Origin of the sequence: Burkholderia sp. 22PA0099 (assembly GCF_047497165.1) — a bacterium.
GTDB lineage: Bacteria > Pseudomonadota > Gammaproteobacteria > Burkholderiales > Burkholderiaceae > Burkholderia.
In genome coordinates, this window is the sequence record NZ_CP163165.1 from 816,317 (window position 1) to 841,359 (window position 25,043).

18 protein-coding genes are annotated in these 25,043 nt (G+C 69.2%); 10 read left to right on the forward strand and 8 right to left on the reverse strand.

Annotation, left to right across the window (positions count from 1 at the left end; all coding sequences use genetic code 11):
- Window positions 1–15 precede the first annotated feature (15 nt).
- Genes AB4851_RS18925 through AB4851_RS18935 form a run of 3 tightly spaced genes read right to left on the reverse strand, consistent with a single transcriptional unit; the run spans window position 16 to window position 4,322 of the window.
- A complete protein-coding gene (locus AB4851_RS18925) occupies window positions 16–1,593 on the reverse strand; it encodes an efflux transporter outer membrane subunit (RefSeq protein WP_414451031.1) in 1,578 nt (525 codons plus the stop codon).
- A 13-nt stretch (window positions 1,594–1,606) separates the two neighbouring features.
- Window positions 1,607–3,217: a DHA2 family efflux MFS transporter permease subunit gene (locus AB4851_RS18930; protein WP_414451032.1), complete on the reverse strand. Its 1,611-nt coding sequence runs from the start codon at window positions 3,215–3,217 to the stop codon at window positions 1,607–1,609.
- On the reverse strand, window positions 3,210–4,322 hold the full coding sequence (locus tag AB4851_RS18935; protein ID WP_414451033.1) for an HlyD family secretion protein: 1,113 nt from the start codon (window positions 4,320–4,322) through the stop codon (window positions 3,210–3,212). Before AB4851_RS18935 ends, AB4851_RS18930 begins: the two co-directional genes overlap by 8 nt.
- Before the next feature lie 91 nt (window positions 4,323–4,413).
- Between AB4851_RS18935 and AB4851_RS18940 the strand changes: the two genes are divergently transcribed.
- Together AB4851_RS18940 and AB4851_RS18945 are read left to right on the forward strand one after the other, a co-directional pair.
- Window positions 4,414–5,334: a CerR family C-terminal domain-containing protein gene (locus tag AB4851_RS18940; protein WP_414451034.1), complete on the forward strand. Its 921-nt coding sequence runs from the start codon at window positions 4,414–4,416 to the stop codon at window positions 5,332–5,334.
- A 269-nt stretch (window positions 5,335–5,603) separates the two neighbouring features.
- A complete protein-coding gene (locus tag AB4851_RS18945; protein ID WP_414451035.1) occupies window positions 5,604–7,283 on the forward strand; it encodes a purple acid phosphatase family protein in 1,680 nt (559 codons plus the stop codon).
- Window positions 7,284–7,368: 85 nt separating this feature from the next.
- On the opposite strand, the gene AB4851_RS18950 is transcribed toward AB4851_RS18945, so the two are convergent.
- The 3 genes from AB4851_RS18950 to AB4851_RS18960 form a co-directional block, all read right to left on the reverse strand.
- Complete coding sequence (locus AB4851_RS18950; RefSeq protein WP_414451036.1) at window positions 7,369–10,503, reverse strand: transglycosylase domain-containing protein; 3,135 nt, start codon at window positions 10,501–10,503, stop codon at window positions 7,369–7,371.
- Between the two features lie 284 nt (window positions 10,504–10,787).
- Window positions 10,788–11,768, reverse strand: a complete 981-nt coding sequence (locus tag AB4851_RS18955; RefSeq protein ID WP_414451037.1) for a hypothetical protein — start codon at window positions 11,766–11,768, stop codon at window positions 10,788–10,790.
- Window positions 11,769–11,895: 127 nt separating this feature from the next.
- A complete protein-coding gene (locus tag AB4851_RS18960) occupies window positions 11,896–12,771 on the reverse strand; it encodes a LysR family transcriptional regulator (protein ID WP_414451038.1) in 876 nt (291 codons plus the stop codon).
- 110 nt (window positions 12,772–12,881) lie between these two features.
- Between AB4851_RS18960 and AB4851_RS18965 the strand changes: the two genes are divergently transcribed.
- Window positions 12,882–14,531, forward strand: a complete 1,650-nt coding sequence (locus tag AB4851_RS18965; protein ID WP_414451039.1) for an MFS transporter — start codon at window positions 12,882–12,884, stop codon at window positions 14,529–14,531.
- Between the two features lies 1 nt (window position 14,532).
- On the opposite strand, the gene AB4851_RS18970 is transcribed toward AB4851_RS18965, so the two are convergent.
- Entirely contained in the window at window positions 14,533–15,555 is a 1,023-nt protein-coding gene (locus AB4851_RS18970; protein ID WP_414451040.1) for a fatty acid desaturase, read from the reverse strand.
- Window positions 15,556–15,746: 191 nt separating this feature from the next.
- On the opposite strand from AB4851_RS18970, the gene AB4851_RS18975 reads away from it, so the two are divergent.
- The 6 genes from AB4851_RS18975 to AB4851_RS19000 all read left to right on the forward strand — a co-directional run bounded on the left by AB4851_RS18975 (window position 15,747) and on the right by AB4851_RS19000 (window position 22,562).
- Entirely contained in the window at window positions 15,747–16,571 is an 825-nt protein-coding gene (locus tag AB4851_RS18975; RefSeq protein WP_414451041.1) for a phosphate/phosphite/phosphonate ABC transporter substrate-binding protein, read from the forward strand.
- Between the two features lie 455 nt (window positions 16,572–17,026).
- Complete coding sequence (locus AB4851_RS18980) at window positions 17,027–18,064, forward strand: ABC transporter substrate-binding protein (protein ID WP_414451042.1); 1,038 nt, start codon at window positions 17,027–17,029, stop codon at window positions 18,062–18,064.
- Between the two features lie 55 nt (window positions 18,065–18,119).
- Entirely contained in the window at window positions 18,120–19,109 is a 990-nt protein-coding gene (locus tag AB4851_RS18985) for a quinone oxidoreductase family protein (protein WP_414451043.1), read from the forward strand.
- A 108-nt stretch (window positions 19,110–19,217) separates the two neighbouring features.
- Entirely contained in the window at window positions 19,218–20,513 is a 1,296-nt protein-coding gene (locus AB4851_RS18990) for an MFS transporter (protein ID WP_414451044.1), read from the forward strand.
- A 20-nt stretch (window positions 20,514–20,533) separates the two neighbouring features.
- A complete protein-coding gene (locus tag AB4851_RS18995; protein WP_414443010.1) occupies window positions 20,534–21,211 on the forward strand; it encodes a response regulator in 678 nt (225 codons plus the stop codon).
- Complete coding sequence (locus tag AB4851_RS19000; protein ID WP_414451045.1) at window positions 21,204–22,562, forward strand: sensor histidine kinase; 1,359 nt, start codon at window positions 21,204–21,206, stop codon at window positions 22,560–22,562. Before AB4851_RS18995 ends, AB4851_RS19000 begins: the two co-directional genes overlap by 8 nt.
- Before the next feature lie 90 nt (window positions 22,563–22,652).
- On the opposite strand, the gene AB4851_RS19005 is transcribed toward AB4851_RS19000, so the two are convergent.
- On the reverse strand, window positions 22,653–23,378 hold the full coding sequence (locus tag AB4851_RS19005) for an NAD-dependent epimerase/dehydratase family protein (RefSeq protein WP_414451046.1): 726 nt from the start codon (window positions 23,376–23,378) through the stop codon (window positions 22,653–22,655).
- A 228-nt stretch (window positions 23,379–23,606) separates the two neighbouring features.
- Here AB4851_RS19005 and AB4851_RS19010 point away from each other — a divergent pair, with 228 nt between their 5' ends.
- Window positions 23,607–24,761: a methionine aminotransferase gene (locus AB4851_RS19010; protein ID WP_414451047.1), complete on the forward strand. Its 1,155-nt coding sequence runs from the start codon at window positions 23,607–23,609 to the stop codon at window positions 24,759–24,761.
- Window positions 24,762–25,043: the final 282 nt, after the last annotated feature.

Consider the following 25,043-nt stretch of genomic DNA (forward strand, 5'->3'; position numbering starts at 1 on the left):
GCGCGGCGGGCCGGATCAGCTTGCCGGTTTCGCGTCGGCGGGCTTGGCCGTGCTGGTTGCGCTCGTCGCGTTCGTCGCGCTGGCCGGCTGCGTGCCGGCGTCGGCCGCCGCCTCGGTCTGCCAACCCAATCCCAGGCTCTTCTGCAGCGACACGTAATCCTTGATCAGCTCGGCTTGCCCGGCGATCACGTTCTGCTGCGCCGACAGCGATTCGCGCTGCGTGTCGAGCAGATCGATCATCGACGAAACCCCGGCGCGGTAGCGCTGATCCATCAACGTGGCCGAATGCGTGGCCGAGGTTTCCACCTTGGCCAGCGTGACGACGTGATCGCGCTGGTGCCCGTAGCGCGACAGTGCCGTGTTCGCATCCTGCAACGCGCCGAGCACCGACTTCGTGTAGTTCGCCTCGGCTTCGTCGCGCGAGGCCTCGGCGGCCCGCACCGCGCCGCGCGTGCGGCCGAAATCGAAGATGTTCCATTGCAGGTACGGCGCGCCGACCCACGAGTAGTTCTGCTTGCGGAACAGGTGGCCCGGGTCGCCCGCGCTGAAACCGATGTCGCCGAGCAGCGTGACCTTCGGGAAGTAATCGGCGATGTGCTCGCCGATCTGCGCGTTGCTCGACGCGAGCCGCCGCTCGGCCGCGCGCACGTCGGGCCGCTGCTTGAGCAGCGCGGCCGGATCGCCGATCGGCACCGAGGCGGGCAGCGTCGGCAGCGCGGCCGTCTCGCTGGCCAGTTGCGCGTCGAGCGCGCCCGGCGCGCGGCCGGTCAGGGTCGCGAGCCGGTCGAGCGATTCGGTCACCTGAGCATCGAGCGGGATCAGCGTGGCGCGGGTGTTTTCCACTTGGGTGGTCAGGCGTTCCACATCGGCATCGGCCGCCACGCCGCGCGCGCGGCGTTGCAGCGTCAGATCGAGCTGGTTCTGTTGCAGATCGGCCGTGCGGTGCGACAGCGCGAGGCGCTGCTGCTGGTCGCGCAAGTCGATGTAGGCGTTGGCGACTTCGGCCGCGATCGACACCTGCGTGTCGGCCAGGTCGGCCGTGACCGCCTCGGCCTGCGCCGAGGCGGCTTCGATCGCGCGCCGCGTGCCGCCGAACAGGTCGATTTCCCAGGTCGCGTCGAAGCTGGCCGAATAGAGCTGGATCGGCCCGCTGCCGGCCGTCGAGCTGCCGGAACTGCCCGAGCCATTGCTCGAATTGTTCGAGCCGGTCAGCGCCGACAGCGCGTTCATGTCGGGCGAGCGGGTGCGGATCGCGGCCAGGTCGGCGGTGGTTTTCGGCAGCGCGTTGGCGCGCTGCTGGCTCAACTGGGCGCGCGCTTCGCGCAGGCGCGCCTGCGCCGCGTGCAGATCGGGATTGTGGGCCAGCGCGGCGGCGATCAGTTCGTTGAGCTGAGGATCGCCGAGCGCTTCCCACCAGGCGCTCGGAGTGGGCGCGTTGGCGTCCACACCGGCTTGCGGCGCACGCACGAAGGTGGCGGCGCTCGGCGCGGCCGGCGCGCCGTGGTAGTTCGGGCCGACCGTGCAGCCGGCGAGCAGGCTCGCGGCGGCGATCAGCGTCAGGGCAGGGCGGCGGGGCAAGGAGAAGGACGTCATCGAATCAATCGGTTCAGTGGCCGGACGAGTTGGGCGGCGGGGCGCCTCGGCGCGGCGGCGTGCGCAACAGCAGCGCGAGCGGCACGCAGGCGATCAGCGCCAGTCCGAGCAGGTAGAAGGTTTCCGAATAGGTCATCACGGTGGCCTGCACGCTGATCTGCTGCGCCAGTTGCCCGAGCGCGCGCATCTTCGCGTAGGCCATGTCGCCCGTGTACGAGAACCAGTTCGACGCGTATTGCGAAATGCGATCCTGGCCGATCAGCGAGTTGTTGCTGACCGATTCGCGGATCACGGCCGTGTGATAGGTGGTGCGGCGGTCGATGATGGTGCCGATGATCGCCAGGCCGATCGAGCCGCCGAGGTTGCGGGCCATGTTGTAGAGCCCGGCCGCATCGCCCGATTCCTCGCGCGAGACGGCGGCCATCGAGGCCTGGTTCAGCGGCATCATCGCCAACATTTGCGCGACGCCGCGAATCAGTTGCGACCACACGAAATCGTGGCCGACGCTTTGCGCCGTCAGCGAGATGTCGAGCATGCAACTGAGGAAGAACAGCAGCAGCCCGGTGATCACGAGGATGCGGAAATCGACCTTGCCGAGCAGCCTGGGCAGGATCGGCATCATCAGGAACGCGGGCAGGCCCGACAGCAGCATGATCTCGCCGGCCTGCTCGGCGTTGTAGCCCGAGACGATCGCGAGGAACTGCGGCAGCAGGTACGAAATGCCGTACAGCCCGGCACCCACCGCGGCCACGATCACGATCACGCTGGCATAGCGCGGGTTGCGCATCAGCGAGAGCCGCAGCATCGGCCGCTTCGCCGTGAACTGCGAGATCGCGATCAGCACGAAGCCCGCGAACGTCACCCAACTGAGCGCGACGATCATGCTCGATTCGAACCAGCGCTCGCGCTGGCCTTCTTCCAGCACCACCGTCAGCGACGACAGGCCGACCGACAGCCCGGCGATGCCCACCCAGTCGGCGCTGAAGAACTGCGGCCATTGCGGCTTGTCGGACGGCAGGCCCAGCACCAGCAGCGCGATCAGGATCAGGCAGACGGGCAGGTTGATGAAGAAGCACCAGCTCCAGCTGACGTTCTCGGCCAGCCAGCCGCCGAGCACCGGCCCGAACAGCGGCCCGAGCAGCACGATCAGGCCGAACAGCGTCATGCCGACCGGCAACTGCGAGGTGGGCAGCCGGGTGCGGATGATGGTCTGCGCGGTGGGAATCATCGCGCCGCCGGTGAAGCCCTGGCCGATCCGGCCGACGATCATCAGCGCGAGCGTGTTCGACCAGCCGCACATCATCGAGAACGCGATGAACAGCACCGCCGACACCAGCAGGAAATTTCGCAGTCCGAACACGCGCGTGAGCCACGCGGCGAGCGGGATCATGACGATTTCCGACATCAGGTAGCCGGTGGAGATCCAGGTGCCTTCGGTGCCGGTGGCGCCGATTTCACCTTGAATTTGCGGCAGCGCCGAGTTGGTGATCGAGATGTCGAGCGTGGCCATCAGCGCGCCGAGCGAGCCGGCCGCAACCGCGATCCAATCGGTGGCGCTGGCGCGTTCCTCGGCGTGTGGCGCGGGCGACGGCGCGCCGGCGGGCGGCGTGACGGCTTCAGCCATGGTGCTGCCCGTCGTCGCGCGTATCGACGTTCACGTCCACCGACAGGCCCGGCAGCAGCACGCGGCGCGTTTCGTCGTTGGCCTGCACGTGGATGCGCACCGGCACGCGTTGCACGATCTTCGTGAAGTTGCCGGTGGCGTTGTCGGCCGGCAGCAGCGCGAACTGCGAGCCGGTGCCCGGCGAGAAGCTTTCCACCGTGCCGTGCAACTCCTGGCCCGACAGTGCGTCGACGCTGAGCGTGACCGGCTGGCCCACGCGCATGCGGCCGACCTGGGTTTCCTTGAAGTTCGCGACCAGGTAGATGTCCTGCACCGGCACCACCGTCAAGAGGCGCGTGCCGGGCTGCACGTATTGGCCGACGCGCACCGTGCGATCGCCGACGCGGCCGTCGAGCGTGCTGCGCACCACGGTGTTGTCGAGATCGAGCTGCGACTGCGCGGCGCTGGCCTGAGCGGCTTCGAGCTGGGCCTGCGCCTGTTGCAACTGCGCCGTGCTCGAGGCGATTTGCGTGCGGGCCGCCGCGATCGATGCGTTGTTCGCCGCGAGCGTGGCCTGCGCCTGATCGCGGGTGTTCTTCAGGTCGGCGATGCGTTCGTGCGTTTCCGCGCCGGTGGCCGCCAGCGGCGCGTAGCGCGTGTATTCCTCGCTCGCGTGGCGCAGGTTGATGCTCGACACCTGGGCCTGGGCTTGCGCCTGTTCGAGGTTGGCGCGCTGCTGGCCGATGTCGGCCTGGGCGCGCGCAATGTCGGCGCGACGCGAATCGACGGTGGCCTGCGAGTTCTGCAGCGACACCTGGTACTGGCGCGTGTCGAGCTTCACGAGCGGATCGCCGGCCTTGACCGTCTGATTGTCACGAACGTAAACATCGGTGATGTAGCCGGACACCTTTGGCGCGGCCGTCATGCTGTCTGCCTGCAGATAGGCATCGTTGGTGTTTTCGATGAAGCGGCCGACGGTCCACCAATGGACGAGCCAGATAGCCCCGCCGATCAGCGCGACCACGGCGATTGCGATCAGGACGATCCGACGCGATGGGCGCTTCGCGGCGGGTTCTAAGGGTTCCTGACGATTGCCTTTCGGCGGTTCTTGAAGGGTCGACGACATTCGGGTATCCAAATTATTCCGAGCGGAAGAATTATTCCACTTGGAAAAATTGTGTCAAGTAGAATGTCGCAAGTACGAATGTGAGGGGTCTATGACGGACGCGAAGAAACTGCGTCGCACGTCGGCATGTGGTTATGCGCGGGGCGACGAAACACGCGGGCGGATCATCGAAGCCGCCATCGAATTGTTCGGCGAGCGCGGCTTCGCCGGCGCATCGACGCGGGACATCGCCGCGCGCGCGGGCGTGAATGCGCCTGCTTTGCAGTACTACTTCGAGAACAAGGAAGGCGTGTTGCGCGCCTGCGTCGAGGCGATCGGCGATCACGCGAGCGAATCGTTCGGCCCGGCCGTCGAGCACGCGCGCGCGATGCTCGCCCAGGATGCCGACCTCGACACGCTGATCGACGCGTTCGTGGGCGTCATGCAGGTGATCGCGTCGAAGATGTTCGACACGCCGAAAACCGTGCACCAGCGCATGTTCTTCGCGCGCGAGCAGGCCGGCCTGGAGCCGGCCTTCGCCAGCGAGATGCTGATGGAGCGCGTGCGCCGCCCGGTGAATGCGATCTGCGCCGAGCTGGTCGGGCGCATCTCGGGCACCGACCCGAAGCAGCCGCTCACGCAACTGCGCGCGTTCAGCCTGCTCGGGCAACTGACCGTGTTCCATATGGCGCCGCGCTCGGCGCTGGCGTTGCTGGGCTGGGACGCGTTTACCGGCGAGAACGGCGAGCTGCTGAAATCGACCGTCTATTCGCAGACGCGGCAACTGCTGCAGATGTGGCATGCGGAGCGCACGCCGGCGGCCAAGCCGGCTTTGAGGTCCGCTGCGAAGCCGGGCTCGAAGCTCACGGCGAAACCGATCTCCAAACCGACCTCCAAACCGGCCTCCAAGCCCGCGTCGAAGCGGGTGGCGAAGCCCGCCGCGCCGTCCACGCAAGCGGCCCAACCCGCTGCCGCTCGCCCCGTTGCAGCGAAGCGCAGTCGCGCCGCCGCCGGCAAAACCTCCTCGCACTGAGCGGCGAGTACGTTCCACCCCGCGCCGGCTCCCGCCGGCGCGTCTGTCCGCCTCCCCACCGAAGCCCGCCGGAATTACCGGTGAAATCCTCGGTAATCCTGATCATCGCCGGCCCCTTACCGTGCCGTCTTTCGGAAAGGTTTCGCTCGCGGCCGATGACATGCGGGTGTCACGATTGCCGGTCTATCGTCGCGATCCGAGACGGTGATTGCGCGTTGCGCGCGTCGCCGCGTGCCCCCCGTCGCGAACCATAAGATCGGAGCGAACCGATGTCGAAACCGAATCATCCCGAAACGCCCGAGGCCGGCCAGCATGCGCCGGTCTCGCGCCGCGGCTTCCTGAAGCTGGCCGGCGTGTCCGGCCTGGCGACCGCGAGCGGCCTGGCCGCCACGCGCGCGTCGGCGGCGTCCACGCCGGACGGCACGCCCGAACAGATCCACCTGACCTGGGGCGACGATCCGTCGTCCGAAGTGACCGTGTCGTGGGCGTCGCTTACGCCGGCCGCGAACCCGCGCGTGCGCGTGTCGAGCGACTACGGCCGGCCGTTCTCGGTGCACGCGGTGCAGCGCACCTACACCGACGGCCTGAACGGCGCCGTGGTGTTCACCTATCACGCACGCCTGCACGGGCTGCGCCCCGGCGCGACGTTCCGCTACGAGGTGACGGCCGACAACGACGCGAACGCCGCCCACCCGTTCTCGGCCAGCTTCCAGACCGCGCCGCGCGGCCGCACGCCGTTTCGCTGGACCAGCTACGGCGATCTCGCCACGCCGAACACGGGCTGGGTGCTGTCGTCGCCGCAAAGCCGCTTCGCGGTGCAGGCGGTGGAGCGCTTCCAGCCACTGTTCCACCTGCTCAACGGCGATCTCTGCTACGCGAACCTGAACCCGGCGCATCAGCCGGACGTGTGGCGCGACTTCGGCAACAACAACCAGACCTCGGCCGCGAACCGCCCGTGGATGCCGTGCCCCGGCAATCACGAGATCGAGTTCAACAACGGCCCGCAGGGCTACGATTCGTATCTCGCGCGCTACGTGCTGCCCGAGAACGGCACGCGTTTTCCGGGCCGCTGGTACAGCTTCCGGGTTGGGGCGGTGCTGTTCGTCTCGCTCGACGCCGACGACGTGGTGTACCAGGACGCCGCCGCGTTCGTGGCCGGCCCCGCGCCGCTGGTGCCGGCGCCGAGCACCGGCAACCAGCCGATCCAGCCGGGCACCTCGTTCTACGTGCGCGGCTACAGCCGTGGCGAGCAGACGCGCTGGCTCGAAGCGGTGTTGCGCCATGCTTCGCATGACGAAGCCGTGGATTGGATCGTGGTGCAGATGCACCAGGACGCGCTCAGTTCGTCGAAGTCGGGCAACGGCTCGGACAAGGGCATTCGCGAGGCGTGGCTGCCGCTGTTCGACCGCTACGGCGTGGATCTGGTGCTGTGCGGCCACGATCACGATTACGAGCGCAGCTTCCCGGTGCGCGGCTGCCGCCATCATGCGGGCGTGGATGCGTCCACCGGATCGGTGGTCGATACGTTGCAGCCGCAACCGGTGGTGACGTCCGACCCGGAAGACCGCACGTTCGACACGCGCCACGGCACGATCCACCTGATCCTCGGCGGCGGCGGCACCAGCGCGCCCACCGATACCTATGGCGACGACACGGCCACCGGCTTGCCGCAGGCGATGGTGTTCACCAAGCCCAACCGCCCGGTGCCGGGCACGACGACCGGCGTGTTCGCGCGGCCCGGCCCCGATGCGCGCGAGGATGCGATCTGGTCGGCGCGGCGCGATGCCGGCAATGCCTACGGGATCGCGGTGTTCGACTACGACCCGGGCGAGGCGGGCAAGCACACGTCGATCACCGTCAACTACTACCACGCCACCGGCGGCGATACGCCGAGCAGCGAGTACGTGCTGTTCGAGACGATCGTGCTGAGCAAGCCGCATCGCGGCTGATCCGGCAAGCCGAAGCACAGCGCGGGGCGGCGGTCCTTGACGGGCCGCCGCCCCGCGCGCGTTTCGGGTTCCGGATTCGTTCGATTCAGCCGTGCTTCGCCGTGGCCACCGTGGCGGTTTCGGCCGCCGCGGCCGGCGAAGCCTGCGGCTTGCCGGCCTGCGTCGGCTTCGCTCCCGCCTCGCGCGTTCCGGCCGGCGTATCGACCAGCGGTTGCAGCGCCGGCGCCAGCGACTTCAGCAACTGCACCGCCAGCGCGCTGGTGTATTCGTAGCGCGCCGCATACGGCTCGTGCGCATTGGCTGTCAGGACCCCGAAGAACCGGTCGCCGATGCCGAACACGAACGTCGCGCTGCGGTTCACCTTGCGCGATTCGATCAGCCGCGCGCCGGGCGCGTACACGTTGAAGCGCTGGTCGCCGGTGCCGGTCTTGCCGTAGACGTCGAGCGTCTTGCCGTCGGGGAAGCTCAGGCCCTGCGCGAGCCGCTTGGCCGTGCCGTTCGCCACCACGTCGCGCAGCATCGGCTGCACGGCGGCGGCGATTTCGGGCGATACCAGTTGATGCGGCGGCGTGCCCGTATGCACGAAGCGCGTTTCGTACGGCGTGTCCTTGGCGAAGTCGAGCCGCACGATGCTCTCGGTCGGCATCTGCGCGCCGTGGTTGCCGATCAGGCCGATCAGGCGTGCCAACGAATCGGGTTGGTCGCCCGACGCGCCGATCGCCGCCGCGTACGACGGCGTGAGCGCGGCGAACGGATAACCGAGCGCCTGCCACGACTTGCCGATCGCATCGTAGGCGCGCAGCTCGACCATGCGGCGAATCCGGCGATCCTGGGTGGCGTGGTATTTCGTCTTGTAGAGCCAGGCGTAGGACGCGATGCGCACGTCGTGGCTGGCCGTCTGCACCGTGTCGAGCGGCGCGTCGGGATGCGCGCGCAGGTAGGCCAGCGTCCAGAGCGCCAGCGGATGCACGCTCGCGATATAGCCGCGATCGTTGAGGCTGAAGCGGTCGGCGCCGTATTTCGCGTAGAGCGTGGCCAGGTCGTCGTCGGACAGCCCGGCGGCCGGCGTGCCCTTCAGCGTCGTGCGCATGGTGGCGTCGAACCACGGGCGCGGCGCGTCGGGCGCCACGCTGCGCAGCACGGTGGCCACCTTGGGCGGCGACTTGCGTACCGTCTTCAGCATCAGCGCGAGCGCGTCGTCGGGCGGCTTGCCGGCGTATTTCGTATAGAAGCGCTTCACGTACACGCGGCTTTCCTGGTCGACGAATTGCCCGAGGTAGTGCGCGCGCAGTTCGGGATCGTTGAGCCATTGCGCGGAAACGCCAGTCGTCCTGACCATTTCGTAGCGGACGATGTCGCGCATCAGGCGCACGAACACCAGGTTCACCGAGTTGCGGAACGCGAGGCGCAGCGTCAGGATCTGGCCGTTTTCGCTCTTGTCGAAATTGGTGAAGGTTTGCGCGCCGCCGCCGGTGTAGAACGTCTCGCCGGCCGAGGCCGAATACTTGCGCTCCAGCGCGGCGTCGAGCATGGCCGGCAGCGAGCGGTCGCGCGCGGCGATCAGATAGTCGAGCGCCCAGCGCGACAGCGCGTCCTGCGGGTCGGGCTGCACGCGCTTGAGCGCCTCGGTGGGCTGGTCGGCGTAATCGCGATGCAGTTGCGACACGATCTGCAGGTAGGTCACCACCGTGCGCAGCTTGGCCGTGGAGCCGAGGTTCAGGCGCGCGCCGCGATTGACGTCGAACGGCTGATCGACGCTGTCGGTCTGCACGCGCAGCAGGTTCGCGCCGCCCTGGCGTTCGTAGAGCGTGAAGCTGTAGGCGATCTTCGACGGATCGTCGCCGGGCCGCAGCATCTGGAAGCCGATCAGGCCGGCCTCGCGCGCGCCGTCGCGGGTGGTGATGGCGGCGAGCTTGTCGGCCACCGCCTGCTGCACCGCGTTGTCGAGCGTGACGGTGGCGTCGAGGTCGAGCCGGTCGAGCTGATAGACGCTCGACAGCCCGAGCGCGCCGATCAGCCGCGAGCGCGTGGAGGTGATCGCCTTGCGCGTGACGTAGGACGTTTCGGCCGGCAGCGCGGGCGGCGGATGCTTGTCGATCTGCGCGGCCAGCGCGGCGTCGCGCAGCGCCGGCGTGATCGCGCCTTCGGTGGCGAGCAGGCGCAGGTAGCTGTCGGTCAGTTTTTGCAGGTCGGCGTAGCCGCGGTTCAGGAAGAACGACGGCGCGCGCTGCGCGATCAGCAGCGACAGCACCTCGCGATAGGCTTCGGCCTGCTCGGGCAGGTTCGCGGCCGTGCTCGGCGCGGAGAGGATCCGGTTCACGTCGGTGAAATCGCGGCCGTACCAGGCGGCGAGGCCGTCGCCGATGCCGGTCACCTCGCCCATGTGGGCGCGCGCCGCGAGCGGCACCGAGTTCAGATAGCGCACCACGATCTGGCGGCGAGCGGGCAAGGTTTGCGGGCCGTCGAGGTAGGCGCGCACCGAGGCCGAGGCGATCTGCCGGAGCTTTTCGGTGGGCTTGGCGGTGCGGCCGTCAGGCGAGTGGCGGAATTTTTCGATCTGCGTGGCGAGCGTGCTGCCGCCCGGCGCTGCCTGATGCGGATTGACGAAGCGCAGCGCCTGATCGGACAGCGCGCGGCCGAAGCGCCGCCAGTCGATCGCGGGGTTGCGGTTCGGTGCGTCGGGGTCGAGCAGGTAGCGATCCTCGATGAACAGCAGCGAGCGCACGATCAGCGGCGGGATCGCATCGAAATCGCGGTAGACGCGGTGCGGGAAGGTGGCGTCGAAGATCGGCGCGCCGGTGGCGTCGCGCAGCGTGAGGCCGGCCTGGTCTTTTTCGTCGTACGGCGGGAACAGGCCCTGGTCGGCCAGCGCGAGCAGGCGCTCGGAGCCGCGCGCCTGCGCCTCGATGGCGTAGCCGCGCGCCGCGAGCCGTTGCTCGATGGACGGCAGCAGCGCGTAGCCGAGGCGGGTGTCGTAGGGGCCGTTCAGCGGATAGCGGATGCTGTCGCTCGGGCCGTCGCCGACCGTGTAGCCGACGTCGCTCGCCACCGAGGAAAGGTAGCGGGCCTGCCAGCGCGAGGTCGCGAATTCGATCTGGAAAAGCCGTATCACCACGACCAGTGCGATCAGCACGGCCGCGATGAGCAACCATTTGACGCGTTTCCACACCGGTACGGGTGCGGAGTCGCGCAGCGAGATCCGGATCACGGGCCGATTCATGGCATCTCCCCGCGGCGCAAATCGTCCGACCCCCGAGCGCCGCACTGGATGCAGTGTAGTCCTGAATGATGCGCGTCGTGGCACAGAAAATCGGCGACTGTGACGCCGATGCAACCGGCCGATCGTTACGAAGAACTTGACGTGCGAACGCGCGTCTGGCGGGTAGCCCGAGCGGGCAATTGGGGGCGGATTTAGCGTGCCGCGAGGCGTTTCGTCGGATCAGTGCGGCGCTTCGGTGGCGGCGTGCCGATAGGCAGACACGCCGTGCCCGCGCCCGCCGATCCTCAGCAGTCCGAGAAGGTCGAGCAGACGATCCGCACGTCGAACAATTGCGCGATGTGGGTCAGCGCCTGAAGCAGTGCGAACGAATGGCGATCCGCATAGGGCAGCGACGGCTGGAACGCGCTGCCGTGGCGCTGCCATTCCGAATCGGCCTCGGTGTCGCGATGCGGGCGGTCGAAGATCGCCTCGATTTCATAGCCGCCCGGCCCGCGCGCCGGGATGCCGACGTTCAGCGCGAAGCCGGCCAGCCGGTCGAGCGGAAAGCGGAAGCTGTCGCGGCCGAGCCGGAAGCCGGCCCATTCGGCGTCGCGGCTGCGAAACGCGACGAACAGCGTGTCGTCGGCGCGATGCCGCGCGTTGAAGTGTTCGGGCAGGTCGTCGAGCGGCGCGATCTCGGGCGAGGCTTCGGCGACGTTCGATTCGACCTCGATGTGCTGCTCGCACACGCCGCGCAGGCCGTCGTACAACTGGCGGAACACGACGGCGGCCGAAGTGGCGCGCGCGTCGGTGTCGATGAAGATGCGCTGATAGCAGGCGTAGGCGCCGAGATAGCCGGGCAGCCATTGGCCGTCGTCGAGTTGCGGCCAGGCCGAGCGGGCGCCGAGCGGGGCGGGCAGCAGGTCGATCGGGCGCGTGCGATCGCCGAAGCGGCGTGCGCGGAACGCGGTGAGCTGGTTGGGTGGCGGGGCGTCGGTCGGGTAGGCGGCGTTCGCTTCGGCGGCGTGGGCGTGCGGGGCGGGGTTGGTCGCGTTGTCGGCGGACGCCGCCGAGGCCTCCGGCAACGGGCCGTTTTCGGCCTCGCGCAGCGCGGCAGCGGCCTGCCGTTTCGTCTCGCGCCGTTTCGCGACCACGCCGGCGATGAACAACAGCAGCAATTCGAGGACGGTCGCGGCCGCCCCGGCGGCCAGACCCGACAACACGCCGTCCCGGGCGCCGGCAATCAGGCCGGCAAGGAGCGGTATCAGCAACAGGAGCGCGAGCATCGATGGTCGAATATGGGTGTGGCGGCGCGCCTGAGCGGCGCGGCGGGTTTCGCACGATGATAAGCGCGCGGCGGCCCGCCGAACAAGTGGAGAACGCAGGCGTGGCGTGCGTCCGACGCCGGCGCGTTCAGGCCTCGCCGCGCGCGTGGCGCAGGAACGCGCGCACCGCCTGCGAGCGCTCGTGGCGGCGGAACAGCAGCGCGATCTCGGAGGCCACCGGCTTGCCGACCAGCGGGCGGCAGACCACGCCCGGCAGGCGCACGCAGTCGAACACGGCGCGCGGCACGATGCCGACCGTGTCGCCGAGCGAGACGCGCGCGATCACCTCCACCAGCCGCCCCGGCCGCGATTCGATCTGCGGCGCGAAGCGCCCGCGCCGTGCGACTTCCAGCGTGCCGCCTTCCTGCTCGGGCACGGTGAAGCGCGCGTCGCGCAACTGGCGCGGCGCGATCCGCTCGAACGCGGCCAGCGGCGAATGCTCGGGCAGCGCCACCACGAACTCGTCGGCGTGCACGCGCACCGCCTGCAGGCCGTCGGGGCAGGCCACCGGCGGGCGCACGTAGGCGAGGTCGAGCCGGCCGTCGTCGAGCATGGCGGGGATCGTGTCGAGCGGCTGTTCGGTCACCTGAACGTCGAGCAGCGGATGGAGCGTGCGAAAGCCGATCACGGCCTGCTGCATGACGCCCGTGAACGCCGCCGAGCCGACGTAACCGATCCGAATCCGGCCGATTTCGCCGCGCTCGGCGCGCTGACCCAGCTCGTGGGCGCGCGCCAGTGCGGCCAGCGCACGGGCCGCTTCGGGCAGATAGGCGCTGCCGGCCGCCGTCAGCGCCACCGAGCGGCGCGTGCGGTGGAACAGCCGGAACTGCAACATGCTTTCGGCTTCCTGAACCAGCTTGGTCAGCGAGGGCGGCGCGATGCCGAGCGACTCGGCCGCGCGCGCGAAGTGCAGATGCTCGGCGACGGCCAGCACGCTGCGGATATGACGGAGTTCGAGCTTCACGGCGGCTGTTAACAAATTCGTGAATGAAGTTGCGATTTTATGGCATCGACTGGAAATACGGGCGTCGCTAGCATTTCGACCGTCAGTAACCCGAATCAAGGAGCGATGCGATGGGCAGGCAGCAGGCAGCGGACAGTTCGACTCAGCCCGGAGGCGCGGCGGCGGCCGGCGCGCGTGTATCGGAGCCGCCGCCGCGTCGCGTGTCGCCCGGCTTCCTGCTGGCCACCGCCTCGGCCACCTGCGCGCTGATCACGCTCGACACCAATATCGTCGCGGTGTCGCTGCCGTCGATCGCGCGCGCGTTCCATGCCGGCTTCGCCGACGCCGAATGGGTGGTCAGCGCCTACATGGTGTCGTTCGCGTCGTGCCTGCTGCCGATGGGCGCGCTGGCCGACCGCTACGGCCGCAAGCGCATGATGCTGCTCGGCCTGCTGGCGTTCGCGGCGGCTTCGCTGGCGTGCGGGCTGGCGCCTACGGTGCTGTTCCTGAACCTGGCGCGGGCCGCCAAGGGCGTCGGCGCGGCGATGCTGCTCACGGCGGCGCTGGCCGTGATCGCCAACGCGTTCCCGCAGCCGAAGGAGCGCGCGCGGGCCTGGGCGATCTGGGGCATGACGATGGGCATCGCGGCCACTGTCGCGCCCCTGGTGGGCGGCGTGATCTCGCAGTGGATCGGCTGGCGCTGGATCTTCCTGCTGAACCTGCCGGTGTGCGCGGTGCTGTTGATGTGCGCGTGGCGCGCGGTGGGCGAATCGCGCCATGCGCAGGCCAAGCGCGTGGACGCGCTCGGCAGCGCGCTGTTCGGCGGCGGCCTGGCGAGCGGGATCTGGGCGCTGATCGGCACCCAGGACGACGGCTGGGCCAGCACGGCCACGCTGCTGCGCGCCGCGATTTGCGTGCTGCTGCTGGTGGTGTTCGTGCGGGTCGAGCGCCGCCGCGATCACGCGATGATCGATCTCGCGCTGTTCGCGCAGCCGCGCTTCGTGGCCGCCGTGCTCGGCATGGCCGGCTATGCGGCCTGCGCGCAGGTGATGATGACGTTCCTGCCGCTCTACCTGCAGAACGCGTTCGGCTGGCCGGCGGTGCGGGCCGGCGTCGGCATGCTGCCGTTCGCGGTGGCGATGGTGGCCGGGCCGTACCTCGGCGCGTGGCTCGCGCGGCGTCGTGCCGGCTCGCCGATGCTGGCGGCGGGGCTGGTGCTGGTCGGCGCGGGCAATCTGCTGACGGCGGCGGTGGCCCCGGCGGCCGGCTATGGCTGGGTGGCGCTCGGCATGATCGTCACCGGCCTCGGCGCGGGCGTGCTGAACGGCGACACGCAGAAGGCGATCATGGCCTGCGTGCCGGCCGAACGCACCGGCATGGCCTCGGGCATCAGCACCACCACGCGCTTCGCGGCGATCGTCACGTCGATCGGCGTGCTCGGCGCGGTGCTGGCCGCGCGCACCCATACGGCGCTGGCTGGCGCGCTCGCCGCGCATCCGGCCGCGCTGCCGCATCTCGACGCCGGTTTCATGTCCGACCTGCTGGCCGGCGATCCGGCCCATGCGATCGCCGGTTTGCCGGCCGGGTTGCGCGACGCGGTGGCGGCCGCCGCGCCGGGCGGTTTCGCGAGCGGGTTCGCGGCGGCGCTGGCCGTGGCGGGGGGGCTGGCGATCGCGGTGGCGGCGGCGGTGGGGTGGCTGGGCGCGCGTGAGCCGGTTCATGCGGGCGAGCCGGGGCTGGCTGTTTCGGCCTCGGCTTCCGGGCAGCGCGAGCGCGTCTAGCCTAGCTGCTGACCTGCAGGCAGCCGTCGATCACGGCGATGCGCGCGCCGCTGTTCGACAGCGCGGCGCTCGCGTGCCGGAACGGATGCTCGGGCGCGTCGGTCGGCCGCCAGGCGTAGCGGCGCAGCAGTTCGAGGTATCCGCCGCGAATCACGAAGCCGCCGCACTTCTCGGCGTAGGCCGCCTGGCGCATCCGGTAGGCGCGCGGCAGGTCGAACCACGGCAGGCCCGGCAGGTCGTGATGGACGAGGTGGTAGTTGTTGTTGAGGAACAGCAGGCGCATCGCGAAGCCGGCCTCGTTGATCACGATGCGCGCCTTCGGATGCACGGCCGCGCGGTGCTCGTACAGCGAGCGCACCATCGCCAGCGACAGCGCCGGCCAGCTCACGGCCAGCAGATACGCCCACCACGCGATGCCGGTGGCCCACTGCACGGCGGCCAGCAGCGCCGCCACCGCCACGCCGTGCGCAAGCCACATGCGCAGCGTGGCGCGGTCGCCGCGGCGGATCTTGCGGAACGCGTCGAGTGCCATCGCCGCCACGCTCATCGGCGGCCCGATCACGAGCCGGCCGAGGAACGTCTTGCGCAGCACCCACAGCGCCTTGAGCCAGCGCGGCAGCGCCGCCCACTGGCCGCGCGGGATGTAGTTGCCTTCCGGGTCCACGCCGGGCACGGTCAGATCCTCGTCGCGGTGATGGGCCAGATGCGTATCGCGATAGAGCGGATACGGATACCAGATCGCCAGCGGCGGGCTGGCGAGCAGCCGGTTCAGCCAGTCGATGCGGGTGGGGTGGCCGTGCATCAGTTCGTGCTGCAGCGACATCTGCCAGGTGACGATCGGCACCAGCAGCGGCACGGCCGCCGCGAACGGCAGCGTGCCGATGCGCACCCCCTCCAGCACCGCGAGCCAGCCGCCGTAGATCGTCGCGATCAGCAGCCAGGTCGGCCACTCGGTGCGCGCGTTCAGACGCGTTCCGAGCGCGCGGATCGCGTTGGCGTGGTCTACGTCGAAATATTCGGCCATGGTGCGGGGGGCGGCGATGCCTGTTCAAGCAAAAACTCTAACGAAGCAGAGGCCGCGCGCCAATCAATGGATTCGCATTTGCTTATCAGGCGGTGCGTGGCTTGCTTCGCTGATCAGGCCTCCTTATAGTCGGTGCGGCGGGCGCTCTTGGCCCGCGTTGTCGTCATTGACCCTATGGGGAGCTGCATCGCATGGATCGTCGCGTCGCCGGATTGCCGATGTACAACGTCACGCCTCGCCTTGGCGCGCTCTGGCGCGGGTTGCTGGCCGATGCGCTCGACGCGTTCGCGCGCGCGGGCGGCACGCGCGAGGTGACGCTGCTCGACGAACCGTTCGGCGAGTTGATGCCGCTGTGGCGGCGCGATGATCTGCTGCTGTCGCAAACCTGCGGCTACCCGTTTCGCATGCTCGGACTGAACGCCGTGACGCAGGCGATCGCCACGCCGGTGTTCGACGTCGAAGGCTGTACCGGCGCGCAGTATTCGAGCGTGCTGATCGTGTCGGCCGCCGCGCATGCGGCCGGCGCGACGACGCTGGCCGATTGCCGTGGCCTGCGTGCGGCCTACAACGGCGACGATTCGCACAGTGGCATGAACGCGCTGCGGCACGCCGTGGCGCCGTTCGCGCGCGACGGCCGCTTCTTCGCGTCGGCCACGCCGTTCGGCGCGCACCGCCTCGCGCTGGCCGCTGTGGCCGACGGGCGGGCCGATTGCGCGGCGATCGATTGCGTGACGTTTTCGTATCTGCGCGACGCGCAGCCCGAGCAGGTTGCGACCGTGCGCGTGATCGGCGCGACGGCCAGTGCGCCGGGCTTGCCGCTGATCGCGTCGAATACGCTCGACGCGCGCCAGGCCGGGTGGCTGCGCGATGCGCTCGATTGGGCGCTGGCGGCTGACTCGGCGCGGGCGCAGGCGTTGCGGCTGCGGCGCTTCGAAACGCTGCCGGTCGGTGCTTACGACGCGATCGCGCGGTTTGCCGACGAGGCTGTGGCGCTTGGGTATCCGAAACTGGCTTGAGGCGCGCTAAAAGGGAAGCCGTCCGGACCTGTCCGCATCGCGGCCCCGGCGCTGCGGTTATCCACACAGGCCCGGCTTGCCGATTCGATTTCGCCCTGTCTGGTGTGCGAGCCATCGCGGCTTGTCCACAGCCGTTGGTCGCTCGCGCCCTGTGATCCGCCCCGCGCCAACCATCCGCCCACCAGCCCACCAGCCCACCAGCCGCGTCCGCACCCGCACCCGCACCCGCACCGCCCCCCACCACCTACGTCACAATCCCACCGTCCACCCGCACCGCCGTCCGATCTCGCCCCGCGCCGAGGGTAAATACCGAGAAAACTCCGGAATCGCAGAAGGGAATCAGAAGGCGTCGGATTTCTATACTTGGCAACGTTGACGCGGCACCTGCCCGCCACGGCCCGGCACGACACTGCCAGCCGTCCGGCAAGGATGCCGCGAGAAGGAGACAGATCCCGATGCATTCCCTGGTCCGCCCGCTCAGTCGTCCGCTTGGACGCCTGCTGCTGCTCGCCGCGCTCGTCGGCGTGGCCGCGCCCGCCAGCGCCGAGCCGATCGAATTGATGGTCGGCGGGATGTCCAAGATCGTCTACATGCCCGCCATGCTCGCCTCGCAGCTCGGCTATTTCCGCGACGAGGGGCTCGACGTGCGCGTGCTGTCGGTGCCGGCCGGCATCGATACCTCGACCGAACTGATCGCCGGCGCGGTGCAGGGCGCAGTGGGTTTCTACGATCACACGATCGATCTGCAGAGCCGCGGGCAGGACGTGCTGTCGGTGATCACGTTCGTGCGCGCCGCCGGCCTGGCCGAGCTGGCCACCACACGCCCCAAAACGGGCGAGCCGATGCGCTCGATCGACGACGCGCGCGGCCGCCGCTTCGGCGTGACCGGCTTCGGCGCGTCGACCTGGGCGCTGACGCGCTACCTCACGACGCGCGCCGGCATCGCGCCGGGCGAATACACCGTGGTGCCGCTGGCCGCCGATACGCGCTTCGTCGACGAGATCACGCACGGCACGATCGACGCCGGCATGGTCGAGGAGCCGACCGCCACACGCCTGCTGTCGAGCGGCGCGGCGCGCGTGCTGGTCGATCTGCGCAGCGTGGAAGGCACGCGCGCGCAACTGGGCGGCACCTACGTCGGCGCGTGTCTGTACATGCGCCGCAGTTGGGTGCTGGCGCATCGCGACGAAACCGAGCGGATGGTGCGGGCGCTCGCGCGCACGCTGCGCTTCATCGCCGGCCACGACGCGCGGCAGATCGCCGATGCGCTGCCCGACAGCGCGGTGGGCGCCGATCGCGCGGCCTACGTGAAGGCGCTGACGCTGGCGAAGCCGTCGTTTTCGCCGGACGGGCGCATGCCCGACGACGCGCCGGCGACGGTGCTCAAGGTTCTGGTGTCGAACGGGAGCGGGCTGATGGCCCGGCACGTCGACTTGTCGCGTACCTACACGAATGCGTTCGTCGACGGCACGCAGCGCGACACGTTCCACTGACCGCTCAAACAGCGGCAGCCGGCGCGGCGCGGATGATTGAGGAGTGAAGGCGGGCATGAGAGCGATTCGAATCGAACGACACGGCGGACCGGAAGTGCTGCAGCGTGTGGAGCTGGCGGTGCCGGAACCGGGCGCCGGCGAGGTGCTGGTGAAGGTCGCCTATGCCGGCATCAACTTCATGGATGTCCACACGCGCCAGGGCAAGTATCGCGATTCGCGCACGTACCCGGTGCGGATTCCGTGCACGCTCGGCATGGAAGGCTCGGGCGAGGTCGTGAAGGCCGGCGCGGGCGTGACGGGCTTCGCGCCGGGCCAGCGCGTGGCCTGGTGCATCGCCTGGGGCGCCTACGCCGAATACGCGGTGGTGCCGGCCGCGCGGCTTGCGAAGCTGCCCGATGCGATCGCACTCGACGTGGCCGCCGCCGCGATCTTCCAGGGCTCGACCGCGCATTACCTGCTCGACGACGTGGCCGATATCGGCGCGGGCAGCACCTGCCTGGTTCACGCGGCCTCGGGCGGCATCGGCCAGTTGCTGGTGCAGCTCGCCAAACGGCGCGGCGCGACGGTGTTCGCCACCACCAGCACCGACGAGAAAGCCGCCGTGGCCAGGGCGCACGGCGCCGATCACGTGATGCTCTACGAAGACGGCCGCTTCGCCGACCGGGTGCGCGAGCTGACCAATGGGCGTGGCGTGGACGTGGTGTTCGACGCCGTGGGCCGCCCGACGCTGCGCGACAGCTTCCGCGCCACCCGCGTGCGCGGGCTGGTGGTGAATTACGGCGCGGTGGCCGGCTCGCTGAACGATCTCGATCCGTACGAGTTGGGCGAGGCCGGTTCGCTGTTCCTGACGCGCCCGCGCCTGGCCGATCACCTGGCCGACGGCGACACCGTGCAACGCCGCGCCGACGAGATCTTCGCGGCGCTGGCCGAAGGCGCGCTGACCATCGAGATCAACGGGCGCTACACGCTCGACGACGTCGAACTGGCGCATGCCTCGCTCGAGGAGCGCCGCCAGCTCGGCAAATCGGTGATGCGGATTCATTGAAGACGGGCCGTGCGCGGCCCGTCCGAGTTCAGATAGATACAACGCCGCAATGGTGGCCCGCCGGGCCGCCGCGGCACGATGCGACGCAGTCGCGAGGATGTTCCCACCATGTCAGCCACTCCTGTCGTCGAACGCCGCGATTCGCGGGCGCGTTCGGTGTTTCGCGCCGTCAGCGGCAACTTCCTGGAAATGTACGACTTCACCGTGTACGGCTATTACGCCGCCGCGATCGGGGCGACGTTCTTTCCGGCCGGCAACGAGTTCGTCTCGCTGATGCTGGCGTTCTCGGTGTTCGGCGCGGGCTTCCTGATGCGTCCGATCGGCGCGATCGTGCTCGGCGCCTACATGGACCGTCACGGCCGCCGCAAGGGCCTGATCCTGTCGCTGTCGCTGATGGCGGTCGGCACCATGTGCGTGGCCTTCGTGCCGAGCTATCACGCGATCGGCCTGATCGCGCCGGCCATCGTGCTGTTCGGGCGGCTGCTGCAGGGCTTCTCGGCCGGCGCGGAACTGGGCGGCGTGTCGGTCTATCTGGCCGAGATCGCCACCAAGGGCAATCGCGGCTTCTTCTGCTCGTGGCAATCGGCCAGCCAGCAGGTGGCGGTGGTGTTCGCCGCCTCGCTCGGCGTGCTGCTCAACGCGTTCGTGCCCGCGCAGGAGATGACCAGCTGGGGCTGGCGCGTGCCGTTCGTGATCGGCTGCCTGATCGTGCCGTTCCTGTTCTACATCCGCCGCACCCTGCAGGAGTCCGATGAATTCGTCGCCCGCAAGCATCATCCGGGCATCGGCGAGATCACGCGCGCGATTCTGGCCAACTTCGGCCTGATCGTGGCCGGCATGGGCCTGGTGATCATGACCACCACCTCGTTCTACCTGATCACCGCGTACACGCCCACCTTCGGCAAGGTCGTGCTGAAGATGTCGTCGTTCGACGCGCTGCTGGTGACGGCCTGCGTCGGCATCTCGAACTTCATCTGGCTGCCGATCTCGGGCGCCGTGTCGGACCGCTTCGGCCGCCGCCCGGTGATGCTCGCGTTCACGCTGCTGACCGTGTTCACCGCGTATCCCGCGATGCAGTGGCTGGTCGGCTCGCCGTCGTTCGGCAAGCTGCTGGCCGTCGAGCTGTGGCTCTCGCTGCTCTACGCGTGGTACAACGGCGCGATGGTCGTCGCGCTGACGGAACTGATGCCGGTGAACGTTCGCACCACCGGCTTCTCGATGGCCTATAGTCTCGCCACGATGGTCGGCGGCTTCACGCCGGCCATTTCGACCTGGCTGATCCACGCGACGGGCGACAAGGCCGCGCCGGGTGCGTGGATGGGTGTGGCCGCCGTGTGCGGCTTGATTGCGACGCTGCTGCTGTACCGGACGAAGACCGCACGGGAACAGTACAAGCTCGCGTAGTGGCAAGTTCGGAGGGATGCGTGAGGCTGTTGCTCGTCGAGGACAATGAGGAGCTGGCGCACTGGCTGGCCAAGACGCTGACGGACGACGGCTTCGCGCTCGATCGCGTCGGCGGCGGCGAAACGGCCGAGGATGCGCTGCGCGCGTCGACCTACGACGTGGTGCTGCTCGACCTGAACCTGCCCGGCATCTCCGGCAAGACCGTGCTGCGCCGCATGCGCGAGCGCGGCGACGCCACCCCGGTGCTGATCCTCACGGCCACCGGCGCGGTCGACGAGAAGGTGATCTGCCTGGGCGCCGGCGCCGACGACTACATCGTCAAGCCGTTCGATGCGCGCGAGCTGGTGGCGCGCATCAAGGTGCTGGCGCGGCGCCAGGCGCCGTCGCGCTCGAACCGGCTGCGCTGCGGCAACCTCGTCTACGACATGGATCGCCTGCAGTTCGCGATCGACGATCTGCCGCTGGTGCTCACGCCGCGCGAACACGCGGTGCTCGAAGCGCTGATCCTGCGCGCCAAGAAAACCGTCTCCAAGACCACCCTGGCCGAATCGGTCAGCGCCGCCGACGCGCCCACCAGCGAGGACGCGATCGAGATCTACGTGTCGCGCCTGCGCAAGAAGCTCGAAGGCAGCACCGCCACCATCATCACGCTGCGCGGCCTCGGCTATCTGCTCGAGGACGGCGCGTCCGATGAATAGCCTGCGCGTCAGGCTGCTGCTGTGGCTCGCGTTGCCGATGACGGTGTTCATCGTCGCGGCCGGGCTGATCACGCGCAGCAACGCGTGGCATACCGCGAATCTTCTGCAGGACGAAGTATTGCTGTCGGCCGCGCGCGTGATGGCCGGCAACGTGGGCTGGGACGGCAAGGACCTGAGCGCGTCGATTTCGCCGAGCGCGATCGAGATTCTCGGCACGCCGCGCGCCGATCAGGTGTTCTTCCGCGTGCAGGAGATCGGCGGCCCGATGATCGCCGGCACCTCCGATTTTCCGCAGAGCGTGCCCAAGGTGTCGCCGACCTGGTACGACGCGGTGGTCAACGGCGAGCCGGTGCGCGCCGTGTCGGTGATCCGGCCGATGTACGACGCGGGCGTGACGCGCCGCGTGGTGATCTCGGTCGGGCGCACGCTCCGGCAGCGCGACGCGCTGGTGCTCGCGCTGTGGCGCCCGCAGATGTTCTATTTCTCCGCCATCCTGACGATCGCCGTGGTGCTGGTGTGCCTCGGGCTGACGCTCGAACTGCGGCCGCTGGCACGGCTCGCGCGGCGCATGCCCGAGCGTGTGCAGACCTCGTCGGTACGCCTGAGCGTCGAGCCGCTGCGCAGCGAGCTGCGTCCGATCGTGCGCGCGTTCAACCAGTGCCTCGAAATCATCGAGAAGCAGACCGCCATGCAGCGGCGCTTCATCGCCGACGCCGCGCACCAGTTGCGCACGCCGCTCACCCTGCTCGGCACGCAGTTGCAGTACGCACGCCGGCAGAACGATCCCGAGCAGGTGCACGACACGCTCAAGGCGATGGATCGCAGCAATCGCCTGCTGGTCGCGCTGACCAACCAGTTGCTCACGCTCGCGCAGGCCGAGGCGGCCGATTACGCGCAGTACGCGGGCGTGCGCGTGGACCTGCGGGAAATCGCCACCGGCACCATCGAGCAGCTGGCCTTGCTGGCGCAGCGCCGCCGCGTCGAGCTGGTCGCGACGCTGGCCGATGCCGACGCGGTGTCCGTGTCGGGCAACGAGCAGTTGCTGTCGGTGCTGGTGTTCAATCTGGTCGACAACGCGATCCGCTATTCGCCCGAAGGCGGCACCGTGACCGTTGCGATCGAGGCCGGCGAGACGATTCGGCTGCGCGTCAGCGACGAGGGCGAGGGCATCGAGGCCGCGCTGCGCGAGAAGGTGTTCGAGCCGTTCTTCCGCGCCTCGCCGCAGCCGGGCAGCGGGCTCGGGCTGGCGATCGTGCGCGAGATCGCGCGGGCGCATCGCGCCACGCTGCGGCTCGACGACGGGGCGAACGGGCGCGGCTTGACGGTGACCGCGGAGTTTCCGCGCGCTTGAGATCGGGGCGGTTTTTCTCCGCGTTTTATTGCCCTGTTTTTCGTCGCGGTCTTCCCGCCGCGTATCGACCTCCGCCGTTCCCCCTGTTTTTCAGCCGTGCGCGCCGGGCGTCCAGTCCAGCACCTGCCGTGCTTTCCGGTTGGTCACCTCGCCGTTGTCGTCGACGATGTTGAACGCGCCCGCTGCCTCGGTGCGCAGCGCGAGCAGGGCGGCGCGCGCCGCATCGTCGACATGCACTGCCGGCGCGGCCGGCGGCGTGTCGGCGCCGGTGCCGGGGCCGTACAGCCGGCCGTAGCGCAGCACCGCGCCGCGCAGCGGCGGCGTGTTCAGCACCGCTTGTTCGAGCGCGGCCACACCGCCCACCGAAATGCGCCGGCCGCCCTCGGCATTCAGATCGAGCGGATGATCCTCGTCATATGGTTGCGCGCCGGGCGCATAGGCCCAGGCGATGCTCTGCGCGACCATGCGCCGGCAGCCCGCCGCCAGCGCGGCCTGCACCAGGCTCAGCGTGCCTTCGCTGCGCAAGCGGGCGTTATTGGCGATCGCCTGCGCCATCTGCGCCGGATCGAGGCCCGCGGGCAGGTCGGTCAATTGATGGATCACGGCGTCGGGCGCGATGCGTTCCAGCTCGCGCGTCAACCTTGCCTGATCGAACACGTCGACAATCACCGGCTGCGCGCCGAGCTGCGCGATCTGCCCGGCTCGCTCGGCCCGGCGCGTCGCGCCATGCACGGCGTAGCCTGCCTCCACCAGCAACGGCACCAGCACGCGGCCGATCACGCCGCTTGCGCCGGCCACGAATACGGTCTGACTCATGAGAAACACTCCCGATGGCGTTCGTTGAGGCCGTGGCGGTGCGCCACGGCACAGGGATGACGCCAGCGTAGCGGTGTCGATGTCCCGTGCGATAGAGCCAAATTTTCGTCAATCGGCTGGGACATCGGGCGCGGCCGGTTCGTTGCCTGCCGCCGGCCCTTGTGCGAAGCTTGGCGCCCCGGGCGCGGCGGCTTCGCGCGCGCCGTCATCGAGCCAGGAGTTCACCGAATGCGCCATTCATGCCGAATCGCGACCAAGCTGCCGCAAAGCGGCATTTCCGTGTTTTCGAGCATCGCCGAGCTGGCCGCTCGACACGAGGCCGTGAATCTCTGGCAGGGCGCGCCGTCGTTTCCGACCGATCCGGCGTTGATCGCTCACGCCGGGCAGGCCATGCAGGCCGGCCTCAACCAGTACGCACCGATGGCCGGCTACGGGCCACTGAAGGCCGCGATTGCCGAGAAAACCGAGCAGTTGCACGGCGCACGCTACCACCCCGACAGCGAGATCACCGTGACCGCCGGGGCGAGCGAGGCGATCTATTCGGCCATCGCCGCGCTCGTGCATGCCGGCGACGAGGTGATCTTCTTCGAGCCCGCGTTCGAGGTGTACGAGCCGTCGATCCGCCTGCAGGGCGCCACGCCCGTGGCGATCGGCATCCGGCTCGACACGTTGCGGATCGACTGGGACGAAGTCGCCGCCGCCGTCACGCCGCGCACCCGGATGATCATCGTCAACACGCCGCACAACCCCACCGGCATGTCGTTCGACGCCGACGACATCGCACGCCTGACCGCCATCACGCGCGGCACCGACATCGTGATTTTGTCGGACGAGGTGTACGAGCACATGGTGTACGACGGGCGCGAGCACCTGAGCCTCGCGCGCTACCCCGAGCTGGCCGAGCGCAGCGTGATCGCACTGTCGCTCGGCAAGACGTATCACGCCACCGGCTGGCGCGTCGGCTATTGCCTCGCGCCGGCCGAACTGAGCACCGAGATCCGCAAGGTGCATCAGTACGTGGTGTTCTCCGCGCCGGCGCCGCTGCAGGCCGCGCTCGCGCAAATGCTCGCCGCGCCGCGCAGCTATCTCGACCTGGCCGCGTTCTATCAGGCCAAGCGCGACCTGCTGACCGAATCGATGGCCGGCACGCGGCTGTCGCTGCTGCCGTGCGGCGGCAGCTTCTTCATGCTCGCGCGCTTCGACGGCCTCTCCACGCTCGACGACAACGCGTTCGTGTTCGACCTGCTGAAAACGCATGGCGTCGGCGCGATTCCGCTGGCGAGCTTCTACCAGGACCGCCGCAATACCGGCATCGTCCGGCTTGCATTCTGCAAGGATGACGCGACGCTGCGCGAAGGCGGGCGGCGGTTGGCGCGGGTGTAGGCGCGGGCGATGGCACGGTGTGCCGGTCGTGCCGGAAGCGGCGTGGCGGCACTTGCGTGGTGCGCCGCGCGCACCATTCGCGGGCCTGCGAGCCGCCGGCCTGAGGCGCGCAACGCGCCTGGCGCGATGCGGTGGTGGCCCCGCTGTTCTTTCGGCGCGCCGCCGATTCCAACATTTCCTATGTAAATACAATCCTGTAGCGACGCCGCGCGCGTTTCACCCGTGGTCATGCGAGATCGAATTGTGCAAATTGGTCTGTTGTTTGCTTAAAACCGACAGCAG

What these genes read in the sequence shown, in the direction of transcription:
- AB4851_RS18925 (WP_414451031.1), bottom strand. Translation starts at nt 1,593, where the DNA reads ATGACGTCCTTCTCCTTGCCCCGCCGCCCTGCCCTGACGCTGATCGCC.
- AB4851_RS18930 (WP_414451032.1), bottom strand. Translation starts at nt 3,217, where the DNA reads ATGGCTGAAGCCGTCACGCCGCCCGCCGGCGCGCCGTCGCCCGCGCCA.
- AB4851_RS18935 (WP_414451033.1), bottom strand. Translation starts at nt 4,322, where the DNA reads ATGTCGTCGACCCTTCAAGAACCGCCGAAAGGCAATCGTCAGGAACCC.
- AB4851_RS18940 (WP_414451034.1), top strand. Translation starts at nt 4,414, where the DNA reads ATGACGGACGCGAAGAAACTGCGTCGCACGTCGGCATGTGGTTATGCG.
- AB4851_RS18945 (WP_414451035.1), top strand. Translation starts at nt 5,604, where the DNA reads ATGTCGAAACCGAATCATCCCGAAACGCCCGAGGCCGGCCAGCATGCG.
- AB4851_RS18950 (WP_414451036.1), bottom strand. Translation starts at nt 10,503, where the DNA reads ATGAATCGGCCCGTGATCCGGATCTCGCTGCGCGACTCCGCACCCGTA.
- AB4851_RS18955 (WP_414451037.1), bottom strand. Translation starts at nt 11,768, where the DNA reads ATGCTCGCGCTCCTGTTGCTGATACCGCTCCTTGCCGGCCTGATTGCC.
- AB4851_RS18965 (WP_414451039.1), top strand. Translation starts at nt 12,882, where the DNA reads ATGGGCAGGCAGCAGGCAGCGGACAGTTCGACTCAGCCCGGAGGCGCG.
- AB4851_RS18970 (WP_414451040.1), bottom strand. Translation starts at nt 15,555, where the DNA reads ATGGCCGAATATTTCGACGTAGACCACGCCAACGCGATCCGCGCGCTC.
- AB4851_RS18975 (WP_414451041.1), top strand. Translation starts at nt 15,747, where the DNA reads ATGGATCGTCGCGTCGCCGGATTGCCGATGTACAACGTCACGCCTCGC.
- AB4851_RS18980 (WP_414451042.1), top strand. Translation starts at nt 17,027, where the DNA reads ATGCATTCCCTGGTCCGCCCGCTCAGTCGTCCGCTTGGACGCCTGCTG.
- AB4851_RS18985 (WP_414451043.1), top strand. Translation starts at nt 18,120, where the DNA reads ATGAGAGCGATTCGAATCGAACGACACGGCGGACCGGAAGTGCTGCAG.
- AB4851_RS18990 (WP_414451044.1), top strand. Translation starts at nt 19,218, where the DNA reads ATGTCAGCCACTCCTGTCGTCGAACGCCGCGATTCGCGGGCGCGTTCG.
- AB4851_RS19000 (WP_414451045.1), top strand. Translation starts at nt 21,204, where the DNA reads ATGAATAGCCTGCGCGTCAGGCTGCTGCTGTGGCTCGCGTTGCCGATG.
- AB4851_RS19005 (WP_414451046.1), bottom strand. Translation starts at nt 23,378, where the DNA reads ATGAGTCAGACCGTATTCGTGGCCGGCGCAAGCGGCGTGATCGGCCGC.
- AB4851_RS19010 (WP_414451047.1), top strand. Translation starts at nt 23,607, where the DNA reads ATGCGCCATTCATGCCGAATCGCGACCAAGCTGCCGCAAAGCGGCATT.